Genomic DNA, 14,983 nt, shown 5'->3' with positions numbered 1-14,983 from the left:
GAGGTGGAAACCCGTGTCGGTCAGTCGCGTTCGACCATGGGCCTGCGGGTGATGATGGAAGAGGGTAACCCGTTCGTTTACGAAGTAAGCCTGGACGGCTATCTGGCCGCGCCAAGCGAAGCGCCGGTCGAAGGCGAAAGCGAAGTGCGCCAGCGTTTCTACCGTGCCGAGGTGTACCTGCAGAACGGCAGCCAGGAATACGATCTGATGGGCTTCACGCCTGACCAGATTACCCGCGATGTACTCGATCAGTTCGAGAGCCATCGGCAGCTGCTGGGGCGGGTTTATAGCTAACCCATTCGATGCATGACCTCAAAGGCCCTGTTCGCGAGAACAGGGCCTTTGTCGTTTCAGAGAGTTCAGTCGTCACTGGCGTTGATGATGTCGGCCTGTGGCGCGGACTCCTGTTTGAGGATATCCACAGCCTTGGTGCAGAACTTGATGGGTAGCTTCGCCGCCGCGAGGGTATGCCGGTCGCGCGCCAGCGCACGATAGCCTGTGGGGTCATCGCAGTCGACGGCGTCCGGGGCACCGCGTTTGATGGTGTACAGCAGCAGGTCGGGGGAGTCTCGATGCCAGGCGATATCAACACCGCCATCAGGCCGCCGCACGCTGGTGAAGTTGATAGCGGGCGGACCAGCGGGAAGGAGTTTGACCGGCAGGCTCAGGGCATTGCCCATCAATGCGTAGGACGGCCGCTCGTCCGGGGCCTGAACACCGATTACGCAAAGGAAGTTCCAGCCCGGCTGCGGCCCGATGGGCACATCGATCAGGTTTTCGCTGGCGGCAATGGTACCGCTGTAGCCGATGGGGTCCTCACAGGTCAGTGGATCCAAGGTGGTTTTGTAGCGATAGTTTGGGGTATCGATCTGGAACCGCAAATTCCAGGACGGAAGAACCGGTTCGCCCTCCGCGCTGGTAGCAATTTTCTGCAAGCGGTTAATGGGCTCCAACGCCTTGAATTGAAAGCCGGGGAGCAGGTCGCAACCCTCCAGGTTCAAATCGACCCGACCGTCCTTGAAGCAGCCTTTGATACGTTGAACCGGTGCGGCGTAATTGGTCGTGCCGTGGTTCTGCACTTGGCCTTCCTGTTGAAGACATGGATTGTTCAGGCCGCAGCGGGGCAGCTTGCTCGTCTCGCTGGCGACGCTGTTGACCACGCTGACGACAAGGTTGTCACCCGCTGTGACAACCGGGCTGCCTGAAGCCCCTTCGGCCACCCCTGGGCAGTGATTGCGTCGAACATTGCGCCAGACCCAGGGTGTTTCGATGACCACGTCTGCGGTGTCTTCCGAGCAGGTTGCCAGGCGCAGTCCCTGGTCAGGCCGGCTGGGTTCACCAATCACCTTGACCGGACTGCCGGCAGCAGGGCTAGCGCCCAGGGAAAGTGGTGTAACTGCCTGGGCGATGACGTCATCCAGGCTGCTTTCCAGCTCCAGCAATGCCAGATCGATGCCTTGCATACTGCTCCACACGATGCGTTTGAGGGGGAAGGTTTTACGTGTCTCTTGTGTATCGACGAAGAAGTTGAAGCTGACAGTACCTTCCAGTAATTGATCCTGGACGATGATGCCATTGCGCTTGTCGATGCAATGGCCACTGGTTACGACGTAGGCAGGGCCACTCGATGAAGTCGGTGAGTCGCGGCTGTCCATCAGTGTGGCGATGCATTGCGTGTTGTTCGGAAGGGACAGGCGCCCGATTCCGCTCCACTTGCTGTTTTCCTCTTGCGCATTGGTTAGCGTCACGGCGCCAGGTGACGTGGTGGTCTCGGTTTGCTCCGCAAGTGCCTGGAAGGACGTCCATATCAATACTGCACCGAGAAGGTGTGGGGTTACGGTCGGCATTGGAAAGCTCCTATGTGGGTTGCCGACGTCAATTTCCATTGTTGCGCATAGGGCTTGTGGTACATAACGCTCAAGCCATGTCAGCTTTACCAGGATGACTTTCCGGTGCTGCACTGGTACATCTCATGCCCGGATCGGGCCAGCAATATGTATGGTTTGCACGAGTATCGAGTCAGCAATTCTAGGGCTCCACATACAGGGGCCCTAAGCCGATGTCGATAACTTTGAATGTGTCAGTACCTGATCTGCGCACTGTAGTTGCCCACCAGTTTGCCAGCCGTCCAAGTCTGCGTGAGGTGCTCGGCAGAGCCGTCTTCAAACTTCTCGCAACACATCACCCGCAACTCATCAGTGATCTGCCCGGAATCAATACCGCCGAATCGTTCACGGTGGTCCGCCTGGCCGATGACGGCACGCGCAATACCGAGTTGCTCGTCTCCCATGTCCTTCACTCGCTGCTTCAGCCCCAACCGGTGGCCTTCAATCATCAGGACCGATTGGCACCTGGCGCTCTCACGGACAGCGATTCAAGCAACCTTAACAAACTCGCTCAGATCAGACTCGACGAGCTGAACGGTGCCTTTGACGAATTGCGGGGCTCGTTGTTCCAGCGTTTCAAGCAAGCGCAGATTGAATACTGGAATGGCGCCGAGGACACGCTGGAAGGGGTGAGCCGAAGCCGCTGTTTGCAACAGATGCTTCGCGCCGCCTTGTTGCAGGGTGTGCGCACGGGGGGCTTGACTGAAGACGCAAGCATCTGTGTCCTGGACGTGTTGCAGGGCTCAGTTGAGCATTTGGGTTTGTTCGCGGTGGAAGTCCAGGTCGACAGTTATGTGAACAGCGACCTGTTGCCCGATCTACTGATTTGTGCCGAGCGAGATGAGGGCCAGTTAGTAATCTGGTGTACACCGGCTGGCAAGGTGCGCTGCTACGAATCCTACGATGCCTTTGGCGAGGCATTGTGCGCCGAAACGGCTGCCCGCTATCAGTTCGAGTCGCTGAGTTGGCAGCGCTTCGCGTTGAGTGGCGAAGTATTCGCGCTTCAGGTCGGTCTATTGCTCAACGCTGTACTGGATCAGGTGGATAGAGCGCAAGTAGCGTCGCTGAATACCGTTGAGTGCCTTGAGCAAGCGTTCGCTGAGCTCTCTGATCCTGCGCGATTTTTCCCTGCTTCAGGTTTTTTCGATAATGATCTTCCTGCGGTCAAACTGCCGGACTGGTTGGCTCGGGTGGGCTCTGCCGATCAGTTCGAGTACCACGCGGCGGTGCTGGACCTGGCAATCCTGCAGGTTGCTTCTGCTGGAGTGACCGCGTTGCAGGACATAGACGACCTCAATAGCTACACCGCCCGTTGCCTGCGTGCGCAAATGCTGGAAGACCATCCGGTGGAGGCGAATTATTTTGCCGACGATCTGCTTTTGGCGGTATCCGTACCTGTAGGTGACCCGAAAGGCGTCGGTATTGAAACGCTTCGCGATGCTCGTAGGTTGACGCTGACCCAACTGGCCATTGGTCATCTGGATGCCCTGAAGGGTGGCATTGTTACCGGCATAACTCACCGCCATGAGCAACTGATCATGGCGTGGATGACTCCGCTCTATGTCACCGACCTTATAGAACGCGTCGATATCGGTGGTACCTATCCCCTGTACCTCCAAGAAAAACTGAATGATGCCGCCAGCTTGGATTGGCGGGTCACGCGATTCGGCCGCGAGTGGCGCTGCCGCCTGCTGTTCGATGCGTTGAAGGCGAAAATCACGGGTAAATTGAGTGAACCGGCGTGGCGGACGCTCGCGGCATTTTGCCGTAATGCTGAACTGCCACACGAAGCCCTGAAGATAGGCCCGCTGGCGTTCAAGCGCTCGCCGGCTTCGCAGCATAGTGACGAAGTCGACTGCATGTTCGTGATCCAGATTGACGAGCCAAACAGCTGGTTGATCTATCGCCCACTGTATGCCGATGATCCACTCTGCCAATTCAATGACCCACACGCCTTGATGGCGGCGGTCAGCGAGCCCGGGGAGTTGCAACTGAGCATTTTGCAGTGGCTCGACCAGAGTGTGCGCAGCATTTACGACGAGGGTGGTTTCAAGGAACCGCATTTGTCGATACTGCCGCTTGATCCTTTCACGATGCCCGAGCGTCCGGCACCTGCCAGTTTGGCCGTGCGATTCTGGGAATCGGAGATTGATGCCCGCATTTTTCAGGCCCAGCGCGAGGTGATGATCGAGCTGGCCGACCGTAACTCGGTATCCAATGCCGAGCATCGATGGGCGGTACTCAAGCAGTTCGGATGGCTCATGTTCAACCTGGTGGCCCCTTTGTTGCCGGGGCCATTGTGCTCCGCCACCTGGCTGCTCCTGGAACTGGGCAGTCTGCATGATGATCTGGAGACCTTGCGCAAGGGTAGCGATGCTGAAAAGTCGCTCGCCATAGCCGACGTACTCAGTAGTCTCGCCATCGCGATGCTCCATGTGCCGATGCCATACCCTGCGTTGCGTGCCAACCGCGGGTTTTGGCCTGCTGTGCGCCTGGACGGCCCGCCCCCGGCATACGTCTTGGCTGCATCGCACGTGCAGGTCAGTGAAGGCCAGGCCTACGTCGCTGGCGCGCTGCAAGAGAGCGCTTGGCAACATCTGGATTTTTCCTGGCTGGGCACTCAAGGCCTGGACCGTTTAACTGCGCAACAACGCAGGCGCCTTCATGCACTGGTTTCGCCCGTCCGCATTGATGGCCTGGTGCCGCTTTCCAGCGGTCCCGCCCAGGGGCTCTATTCCGTCAATCACCTGTATTACGTCCGGCTGGCAGGTGAGGTCTACCAGGTGCTGCTGGAAGAGGGTGGTGCACGAATTGTCGGGCCTTCAGGTACGCCAGGGCCGTATATCAACAAGCAGGAAGGGGGCTGGCGTCTGGATACCCGATTGAGAGGGGGAGGTCCCAGAAAGCTGAAAGTCGAACAAGACCACAAGCGCCTGGTTACCCGGTTGAATGAGCTGTCTACGCAGACCCGAACCGCGTGGGAGCTGTCTCAGGAAAAAGGCGGCCAAGTCCGGTCACTGCTTTTGGACATCAAAAAAATGAAGGCGCTGATAAAGAAAGCGCAAGACAACGAAGGACGCAAAATGTCCGAGGAGGAGGTGCTTAGGCTTGTCAGCTTGTATCAAGGGCGGCTTCAGGGCATGGACGAGCCACTACGTCTGGCACGGATGAAGGCTGTCGAAGCGCACGAGTCACTGGTCAAGCATGATGTTGAGATGGAAGCGGTGCTGGCTACGCTGGGCGAGGAGAAATACCGGGATCGCAGCGACCCCGGGGAGGCCCTCGACTTGAGGGACCGGCACCTGCGATTGAAGCTGGATTTGATCAGAAGCACCGATTACATCCTGAGCGAGCTGTTCCAGTTGGCGGGATACCGTGAGACAAACGCGATGGCTCGCCAGATCATGCAGTTGCCGGCCGAGGCGCGACCTGAGATGTTCCGGCGTTTCAGGGCGAGGATTGTGGAGACGGTCGGCCTGCAGGACAGGATGCTGGTCGCGAGCGGCAACCTCGACCGCTTCCTGCCCATGGTTGATGCGCAATCGCAGCTGAACCCGGGGCCTACTGCCCGGACGGTGCAGGATGTGATTGACGCACGCCAGGTGACCACTATTGATCTGGCTTATCAACAGGCGATGAACCTTGCTGATCTGGGGCTGCATATGGATAAGGTCTCAGGCAAAAAGCGTTTGATCACCTTCCTCGACGACTTGGACAACACTGCATTGAGTAGCGCGGCGAGTGCCCATGGCCAGCTGGCGCTGAGCAATCTTACTGCTGCAGACCGGATAACAGTGCTGCGCACTGCGTGGGACGAATACTTGTCTGCCCTGCTCAACAGCCAGCGAATTGCCCGGGTAGGCGGACGCCTGGTGGATGCCGCCATGCTCGCCCGTTACACGCAGCAAATGCAGTTTCTCAAGGACGCTGCGGGTTCCGAACTGGTGCAGGCGATTCGCGAGCAGGATCTGGGCGAGATGGCCCCTTCGCGCCCGCCCGCCTATCCGGTCGGCGAGTCGCAGCAGCGTATTGCTCACACGGCTAACGGGCGCCTTGTTATCGGCACTGAGATCAGTATTGATGACAAGCAGGTGCTTGAGGTTCGCAGCCCCTACAGCGGGAAAGTACTGCACACGTTTCATCGTCTAAATGGCGCCTGGAGTGAAGAATCAGGCGTATCACAACCCGAGCTACCGGAGTCGGAGCCGGAAGAGGACGCCAAATTGCTGGCCGAAGGTTTGCTTGAGCATAACGCGCAGGTGATCAGTGACGCCGAAGCACTCGTGGCGCGAGACAAGAATGCGGACGGTATTTCGTCGTTGCTTGATGCGCAGATCGAAGATGTTCGCAGAGTCAGCGCCGGCCTGCGCAAAGTGGACGAAGACGATCAGTTGGTCGGCCGCTTGAATGAAGCGCTCGAGGCGTTGCGCGCGAGCAAAGTGCGGATACTGAGCGACCTTTATAGCAACAGCCAGTACCCCAGCGCTGAGGGATTGCGCTACTTGCATGCGCAGCGACTGCTGAAGATCGAGTACGTCGGGCCACGTCAGCAAACCGCCGATGGCGGTGGGCTGGACGAGTACAGAATCATCAGGTTGAAGTCAGCGAGTGATACCAAGGGTAGAAACCTCTGGGCTGCTCATTTTCACTTCAATGATGTCGCAGCCAATGCCACGGCATTCGATAAAGGCCATCTAAAACTCTGGAGCCAACGAAAATGGGGGTACCGTGAACAGCTGATGGCTGCCCAGGCCGGTGAAACGCTGAGTATCTATCGTGGCAATCTCACGTATGCCGACGTGAAAGACATCATCCCTTTCCATTAGCCAGCAATATGTAACGCCGCTGCAAGCAGATGGGTGGATAGCGTGGAGGCTTACCGTCTGTATGGAGCGTCACGCTTATGAGTAGCCAAACAACCCGTCTGTCGGCGCAGGATTTCAAACGCGCTGTGGCCTTGCAGTTCGCCAGTCGCCCGACCCTGCGTCAAGTGGTCGGGCGCAAGGTCTTGCAGCTTCTGGTCGAGCGCCATCCCAAGCTCTCCACTGTCCGGCCGTTGCTGACCGACGCTGAGCCGCTGCGTCTGCTGATTCCCCAGTCTGGGCCAGGAAACGCTCGGTTGTCAGTGCCGCTGATTCAAGTTTTGTTGCAGGCCTTAATGGATGGCACAGCGCTGAATCTGGAGATGCTCTATGAGGAAGCGCATGGACTGTACTTTGTCGAGCCTTATCGCTTCGAGGGCAGCGATGGTTTTGAGTACATCGAGCTGAAAGGCATCACCGATTCGATCAATGATCTGCTGCTGGAGTTGCCGTACCACGTTCAGCAAGCCCAGATCGATTACTGGTCTGACGTATCAAGTGCCGGCGTCAGCCGGGATCGTTGGCTGCAGCAGACACTGAAGTTGGCGCTGCTGCGCAACCTGCCACTTCAAGGGCTTGGCGACCCACAGGAAGCCTGTATCTATGGACTATTGAAAGGTGCGCACGAGCAGCCCGGCGTTTTCACCGTGGAAGTACAGCTCGCCGCCAACGGGCAGAGATTCCTGCGCATGCTGCCGAACCTGCTGGTGGTTGGCGAGTGGGATGAGCGCGAGGTGGTGTTGTGGTGCGCGCCCTCGAGTGTGGTGAGGGCTTTTGACTCGCTGGATGACTTTGCCTCAGCGCTGCAGGACGAAATGGCGAGCCGCTACGCATTCGAGTCGATGAGCTGGAACCGTTATGAACTGGAAGGCGATCCCTTCTCCCAGCAAGCGGCGCTGCTGCTCAATATCATGCTGGAGAATCTGCAGCGGCTGCATGGCGCGCGGCACACAGACGTTGCTGAAATGGAGGCGTTGCATGCCGCATTGACTGACCCCGCGCAATGGTTCATCGAAGGTTATGTGGCTAGCGGTGATGCGAGTGTCGCGGTAGCGCCGGGTTTAATCGGAGCTTCGGCGGCAGACAGCTTTGCATACCAGTGTGGACTGTTCGAGCTTGCTCTGGCCCAGGCGCAATCGAAGGGCAGAGCCGCGCTCGACGATGTGCAGGACCTGCACAGCTATGCCAGCGCGCGTTTGCGCTCGCAACTGCTGATCGACCATCCGGACGATGCCAATTACTTTCCCGACGATCTGAACCTGACGCTTACGCTCACCAGAGGCGTACCGGGTGGAGCGGGCGTGGGTGTTGGCGATGGCGTGGTGGAAACCCGGAGCATGACCCTGACTCAGTTCGCTATAGGCAATCTGAGCTCACTGCAAGGCGCAACCTTGACTACGATCGAGCACCGCAACGGACAGCTGATCATGGACTGGCTGAACGTTGATTATGTCCGCTCGCTGGTCGAGAAGGTCGATATCGGCGGCCACTATCCTGGGTATGTCGCACAGCAACTGGACGACTCGGCCACCCGCGAGCAGCGGGTGAGCTGCTTTGCCCGGGAATGGCGCTGTTCGCTGCTGTTCAGCGCACTGACCGCTAAATTGGGCGGCACCCTCAGCGAGGCAGGTCTGCAGTGTGTGGTCGACTACTGTGGCGATCATGTCGACCGGGATTTGCCGGGCATCATGTTGATGCCGCTGGCGTTCAGTTGTGAGCCGGCAAGCCGTGAACCTGATCTGGTCAGTGGCATGTATGTGCTGTTTTCGACAGAGCCCGCGACCGTGCTGCTGTATCGCCCGCTGTACAGCGCTGCAGCATTGAAGGAATTCGCCAGCCTTGAGGCGATGATGGCGGCGATTCGTCAGCCCGGCACACTGCAGGACAGCATCCTTGAGTGGCTGAAACCCCAAGCACGACGCATCTACGATCACGGCGGATTCAGTGAGCCGCACCTGGGGCGGCCGATTCTGGATACCCAGTTGTTGCCTGAGCCGGTGAAGCCGGCAAGTTTCTTTGCGCAGTTCTGGCAGTTTGATGTCGATGCCAAGCTTTACCTGGCTAACCGAGATCTGCTGGTTGAGCTGGCTGATCGTCAGTCGGTTTCCAGCGCCGAAAGCCATTGGGCATTGCTTGTGCAAGGCGCCTGGTTACTGTTTGACGTCGTCACTTTGTTGTTGCGCGGGCCTGTGGCCAGCGTGGCCTGGTTGGTGCAGGTCATCAAAGGCTTGGAATCTGATGTGGCAGCGCTCAATCAAGGCAGTGATTTTGAGCGATCGGCGGCTGTGGTTGATTTGATCCTGAACCTTGGCATGGCCATGTTCCATGCCCGTTTGCCGAAAGGAGACGCGGCGCCGACACGACGTTTTCCCGATCCGGTTGTATTTGACGGTCTGCCGCCTGGGCCTGGTCTGGCAAGCGCCGCCCAGGAGCCTGCAATGGGCAAACAAGGCTTGCCTGGCTCACTCGCCGAGCGCCCCGGTGTGCAGCTGGATTTTACCTGGCGTGGCAGGCAAGGGTTCAACGCGCTCCCGACCGAGCAACGCAAGGCTCTGCAAGGGCTGCGCTCTGGCGTCTCTCTTAATGGCGTTGAGGCACTTGAGTCCGGGCCTGAACGCGGTTTGTACCGGATCGGTGAGAATTATTACACCAGCCTGGTGGGCGACACTTACCTTGTGGAGGTGTCTGATAAAGGTGTGCAGGTTCTAGGTGCTGATGGGAAAAAAGGTCCCTGGCTGAATTACCGCCATGGGCAATGGCGTATCGACGCGGGTTTGCGGTTGCTCGGAGGAGGTCCGAGACGTCGGGCAGATCTGCTCCGAGAGGATAACCAGAAAGAATACGATGCACTCTACACGCAACAGGCGGACTTTAGTGACGAGCGTAACCGCGTCGCGGAAAGCTTTGGCTTGAGCAAATCCGAATGGTTCAATCGAGAAAGACATGCGGAGAAGCTCGAAGCTCAGCGGGACAAAGTGCCCGACAATCCTGCCGGCCGTCCTTTGAAGCTGGCGTTTGAACAGAAAATCAAGTTGGCCCGCCGCGATGTACTCAGAGCCAAATACCAGGTGATGGCGGATTTGAAAGCCATGATCGAGGCGGACCTGAAGCTGGATAAGGTCTTGACCCAATTGGTTCAGCCCAAGTTTGCCCGGCAGAAATTGATGCCAGCGATAAAACTTCATCGAAGCATTGTGCGTCAGCAGGTCATCGAGAACTTAGTGGCGCTATACAACGATACGCGAATCACCATCAATGATATCGACGTGCAGGAGCTCATCGACAACATGGTGGCACGGCCAATCAGTAAGACTGAGCTTGAGCACTATGACTATGTCAGGTCAATGCTTGAAAGCGTCGTTGCCAAGCAACTCGATCTGGTATGGATATCCAAGCTTCTGGATGGGCTGCTGATAGAAACACTCAAAGACGTCGAAATTGTCTTCAAGGACGAGAGCGGTGAGCGCCAGAACAAGCAGGTAGAGCTGGATGGGCTGATCGAGAAGCGACGCCTTACGTTTACCGATCTGCAGTTGGAGTTGCTCGAGCATCTGGCAGAGTTATGCCTGAATCGCGGAGCTGGAGACGATGAAGAAGCGCTCATCCGTTACCACGCACAGTTGTGGAGTGACGCGCTGAAGAGCGCGGGAATCGAGCATGGGAAATTGGAGGTGATCGAGGTGCCAGCGGCGCAGCGGCTTGAGTTGTTAGGCGGAGTGCTGGACAGTTACAAGGTTGCCCAGGGGCATGCAGTGTTGCTCGCTGAGTCGGGTGATGAGGTGATCAAGACGGACACCCTCAATGAGTACTTGAAGGTGCTGGATACCTTGATTGACTCGGCGCAGGAAGAAATGGCCATGGCCATTCGCGAGTCTGAGCTTTTTGATCCGGTGCAGCCCACAACACGGGTGTACCGGCGTCGAACGGGCAAACACCGCGTGGTCAAGACACACAACGGGCGTAGTGTCATCGGTGAAGAAGTGCAGGTCGACGGTCATGATGTCGTGCAGCAAAAGGACCCATCAGGCACTAAAGTCCTCAAGACTTTCCGCAAACAGCAAGGCGTCTGGGTTGAGGACGTCGAGGAGCCTGTCGATGAACTTCAGCCAAGCGACAACAGTCATGACGTAGGTGTTGCCAGGTCGATGGCGCGCAAGGCTCTGGGGCAGCTTGAACCCACGCTCGAACTGGCCCAGCGCTACATCGGGAAGTCTGAGCCGATTGGCATGCAGTCAATCGTGGAGGGGCTTGTCGAGCGGCTCAAGGAAGCCGGTGAGGCGCTGGAAAGCACAGGCATCGCTGCGGAGTTTGGTGCGAAGTTGTCGGATGCCATCGAACGCCTTGAAAATACACAGCATGATCTGCTGACCAGCTATTACCTGACGACCAGCCACCCAACGGCAACCGGCCTGCGTTTCCTGTTCAGGGAAAAACAAATATCCATTCGCCCCACCACGCGCCGAAAAATGCTCTCGGCCAACGACTACCTGGATATCTATGAGGTCCACCGTTTGCCATCCCGGGGGAATGCCAAAGGAACAGGCATTTGGGAGGCACATTTCCACTATCCGGATGCCACGGTTCCGGCGCGCCGGTTTGCCAAAGGCCACCTGAAGATCTGGTCGCAGCGAAAAATTGGCCAGAAAGCGCAGATGGAGGCCGTGCGGGGTAACTCGCGTGAGTTGCTGGCGGTCTATCGGGGCAATCTGGTGCTGAGCGAAGTCGAAGGCATCATCCCCTTCGACTGACGGACTCAGCGGTTGCGGTAGACGCCGTGGCTGCCATGCGCCGGCATGGCCTGGTTACTGCGTTCGGCAATCATCTGCCTGAGTGTGATCAGCTCAATGCCCTGGCTTTTCAGCCGGGGCATTTCGCGCTCCAGCACCTCAAGCGTCTGCGGGTAGGGGTGGCCGATCAGTACGGCTGATCCCTGTTTGCGCGCCAGGTCGATGCCTTGCTGCAATTGCCCGGCAATGGCTTCGGGTGTACGCACGTCATCGAGGAATACATCTCGTGATACATGCGCGAGATTGATCGCCTGGGCCTTGGCAGCTGCCACGGTAGCGGCGCTGGTACGGCTGTCGACGAAGAACAGGTGGCGGCGCTGCAATTCGCCCATCAGCCATGTCATGGGCTCGGCTTGCGAGGTCATGCGGCTGCCCATGTGATTGTTGATGCCCGCCGCATAGGGCACCTTGGCCAGGGCGGCGTCCAGGCGTTGGGCCAGCTCCGGTAACGGTGTGCCCGGATGCCAGGCGTAGGGCCCGGTGGCCGGGTCCATGGGCATGTGCAGGATCACCGTCTTGCCCGCCTTGTGCGCCTGGCGGGCGAAGTCGCTGGCGTGCGGGGTGTCGGGCATGATCGCCATCGTCACCGGGCCGGGCAGGGCCAGGGTACGGTCGTCGCGAGCGGTGCTCTGGCCCAGGTCGTCGATGATCAGGCTCATGTACGCCTTGCCCTGATGAGCGGGCGCCGCCAGCGCGGCACCGCTCACCAGGTACACAAGCAGGCACAGCAGGTAGCGCGTCACTTGCTGTGGGTAATGCTCAGGCCCTTGAGCAGGCTGATGGCCTGGCTGAGCTGGAAGTCATTGTCCTGTGGGCGTTCTTTGCGCTTGGCAGTGCTGCTGGTCGGACGGTCGGCGCCGCCGTTGCCGTTGCCCAGGTGCCCTTGCAGGTCGGCTTCCTTGAAGTTTTCGCTGTCTGCTTCGGCAGTCAGCTTGGCCTGGCGCACCTCGATGTCCGGGACAATGCCTTGGGCCTGGATTGAACGGCCGTTCGGGGTGTAATACAGCGCAGTGGTGAGCTTGAGCGCACGGTCGTTGTTCAGCGGCAGCACGGTTTGCACCGAGCCTTTGCCGAAACTGTCGGTACCCATCAACACGCCGCGCTTCTGATCCTGCAGGGCGCCCGCGACAATCTCCGAGGCCGAGGCACTGCCGCCGTTGATCAGCACCACCAGTGGCACGCCTTCGCTGGCGTCGGCCGGGTCGGCAGAGAAACGCAGCTCGGAGTTGGCGATACGGCCCTTGGTGTAGACGATCAGGCCCTTGGTCAGGAAGTGGTCGGCCACTTCAACTGCCGACTGCAATACGCCACCAGGGTTGTTGCGCAGGTCCAGGACCAGACCGCGCAATTTCTTGCCGTTGTCCTTGCGCAGCTTGGCCAGGGCCTTGCCGACTTCTTCGCCGGATTTGACCTGGAACTGGGTGATGCGGATATAGCCGTAGCCGTCTTCGAGCAGCTGGCTCTTGACGCTCTTGACCTGGATGACCGCACGGGCCAGGGTCACGTCGAAGGGCGTGCCGCCGTCGCGCACCAGGGTCAGGGTGATCTTCTCGCCGATCTTGCCGCGCATCTTGTCGACGGCTTCGGTCATGGTCTGGCCGCGGGTCGGCTGGCCGTTGATCTTGACGATCAGGTCGCCGGCCTCGATACCGGCGCGGGTGGCAGGGGTGTCATCGATTGGCGAGACGACTTTGACGAAGCCATCCTCCATGCCTACTTCGATTCCCAGGCCGCCGAACTCGCCGCTGGTACTTTCCTGCAGTTCCTGGAAGTCTTCCGGGCCCAGATACGCGGAATGCGGGTCGAGGTTGCTGAGCATGCCCTTGATGGCATTCTCCAGCAGGGTCTTGTCGTCCACGGGCTCGACATAGGCTGCCTTGATCCGGTCCATGACCTCGGCGAAGGTGCGCAGCTCATCCAGCGGTAGCGGCGCCTTTGCTGGCGCAGAAACCGTCGTGGCCGGCACCGCGGTTGGCTTGGCAGGCTCGGCCGCACGGGCCAGGGGCGCGCCGAGGACCATGGCAATGGTCAGGGCCAGCGAGGTGAGGCGAGGCGAATGCAGCATGTCGAACGAACTCCTGATCCTGGTAGCGCTCCGGCTGGAGCCTCGGCATAGCCCGATATCGCGCTACGCCGTCAAATAGAGAGTGGCGGGTACCTATCCCTGGGCACGGCACCATTGTGCGGGGTCGCTTGGGCGACCTTGCTGGCGGATGGCGAAGTACAGCCCTGAGTTGTCCTGGCCGCCGCTGTTGCCGACGGTGGAAATCGCCTCACCGGCCTTGACGACATCCCCGGCGCTCTTGAGCAGGCTCTGGTTGTGGCCGTACAGGCTCAGGTAACCATTACCATGGTCGAGAATGACCAGAAGTCCAGCACCGCGCAACCAGTCGGCAAACACCACCCGGCCGCCGTGTACGGCATGCACCTGGCTGCCTGGCGAGGCGCTGATCATCACACCATCCCACTTTGCCCGTGAGTCGTCACCCCGGGTTTCGCCAAAACGCGCCAGCAATCGACCATTGACCGGCCATGGAAGTTTTCCGCGGGCTGCAGAAAAAGCGCCGCCGAAGGTTTCGCCGCTGCTTGAAACCAGTGGACCGGGGATGACTCTGGGCTTTTTCGGCGCATCACTGCTGGCGGCCAGGGCCTCGCGCTGGCGCTGCTTTTCAGCTTCCTGGGCTGCGAGCAGGGCTTTTTGCCGGGCTTCTTCCGCTTCTCGGGCCTGACGCGCGAGGGTTTCCTCGATGGTCTTGAGTACGCGGGTCAGGTCGGCTTGATCCTGCTCGCGGGCCTGGAGCTTCTGGTCGCGCGCCTTGACGTCGGTGTTCAGCTTGGCCAGCACCTGCTGGCGCTCGGCGCGGACTTTCTCCAGCTCCTGGCGCTGGGTGTCGAGGGTGCCTTGTTGGGTCAGCAGTTGCGCCTGCTGCAGGCTGATGTCCTGCTCGACGTTGGCCAGCTGGCGCAAGGTTTCATTGAAGTTGCGCAACTGCTCCAGGCGCGCCTGGCTCAGGTAGTCGTAATAGGTCAGGGTGCGCGCGAATTTTTCCGGGTTCTGCTGGTTGAGCAGCAGCTTGAGGTATTCCTCGCGGCCGTTCTGGTAGGCCGAACGGGCCTGGATGGCAATCAGGCGTTGCTGTTCAACGCGGGCGCTCTGGAGTTTTTTTTTCTCTTGATCAAGGCGCTCCAGCTCGCCCTCGGTCTTTTTTAGTTCCTGTTGCAGGGCCTCCACCTGCTTCTCCAGCTTGCCGATGTCGGTTTCAGTGCTGCGCAGGTCTTTCTGCACACCGGATTTTTCCTGCTGCAACTGGCCGAGCATTTTTTTCAGCTCGGCAATGTCCTGACGCGTGGCGTCCAGTTGCTGCTGGGTTTGCGCGCGCTCATCGGCAAACGCCGGGCTGAGCAGGCAAGTCAAGGCAAGTAATATCAGGGCGCGAAACATGGAGTG

Annotated in this window: 7 protein-coding genes; 3 read left to right on the top strand and 4 right to left on the bottom strand. The window is 59.1% G+C overall.

Features of this window, described 5'->3' with window-relative positions; genetic code table 11:
• Window positions 1-3: 3 nt before the first annotated feature.
• Window positions 4-294 carry a hypothetical protein gene (locus tag DM813_RS28545; RefSeq protein ID WP_206617350.1) on the top strand — a complete coding sequence of 97 codons (291 nt, stop codon included), beginning with the start codon at window positions 4-6 and terminating at the stop codon, window positions 292-294.
• Window positions 295-359: 65 nt separating this feature from the next.
• Here DM813_RS28545 and DM813_RS01655 read toward each other — a convergent pair whose 3' ends face one another.
• Window positions 360-1,886 (bottom strand): trypsin-like peptidase domain-containing protein, encoded by a 1,527-nt coding sequence (locus tag DM813_RS01655; RefSeq protein WP_128321709.1) that lies wholly within the window; start codon window positions 1,884-1,886, stop codon window positions 360-362.
• Between the two features lie 173 nt (window positions 1,887-2,059).
• Between DM813_RS01655 and DM813_RS01650 the strand changes: the two genes are divergently transcribed.
• Both DM813_RS01650 and DM813_RS01645 read left to right on the top strand, forming a co-directional pair.
• Window positions 2,060-6,712 (top strand): dermonecrotic toxin domain-containing protein, encoded by a 4,653-nt coding sequence (locus DM813_RS01650; protein WP_128321708.1) that lies wholly within the window; start codon window positions 2,060-2,062, stop codon window positions 6,710-6,712.
• Between the two features lie 77 nt (window positions 6,713-6,789).
• Window positions 6,790-11,496, top strand: a complete 4,707-nt coding sequence (locus DM813_RS01645) for a dermonecrotic toxin domain-containing protein (RefSeq protein ID WP_128321707.1) — start codon at window positions 6,790-6,792, stop codon at window positions 11,494-11,496.
• A 5-nt stretch (window positions 11,497-11,501) separates the two neighbouring features.
• On the opposite strand, the gene DM813_RS01640 is transcribed toward DM813_RS01645, so the two are convergent.
• From DM813_RS01640 to DM813_RS01630, 3 genes are all read right to left on the bottom strand, one after another.
• Window positions 11,502-12,278, bottom strand: a complete 777-nt coding sequence (locus tag DM813_RS01640) for a divergent polysaccharide deacetylase family protein (RefSeq protein WP_128321706.1) — start codon at window positions 12,276-12,278, stop codon at window positions 11,502-11,504.
• Entirely contained in the window at window positions 12,275-13,600 is a 1,326-nt protein-coding gene (locus DM813_RS01635; RefSeq protein ID WP_128321705.1) for a S41 family peptidase, read from the bottom strand. The genes DM813_RS01640 and DM813_RS01635 overlap by 4 nt, the downstream gene beginning before the upstream one ends.
• 93 nt (window positions 13,601-13,693) lie before the next feature.
• A complete protein-coding gene (locus DM813_RS01630) occupies window positions 13,694-14,977 on the bottom strand; it encodes a murein hydrolase activator EnvC family protein (protein ID WP_128321704.1) in 1,284 nt (427 codons plus the stop codon).
• Window positions 14,978-14,983: the final 6 nt, after the last annotated feature.

It is taken from the genome of Pseudomonas alkylphenolica (assembly GCF_004025535.1).
Lineage (GTDB): Bacteria > Pseudomonadota > Gammaproteobacteria > Pseudomonadales > Pseudomonadaceae > Aquipseudomonas > Aquipseudomonas alkylphenolica_A.
The sequence above is the reverse complement of the archived record's forward strand: the minus strand, read 5'-3'. Positions and strand labels throughout refer to the sequence as shown.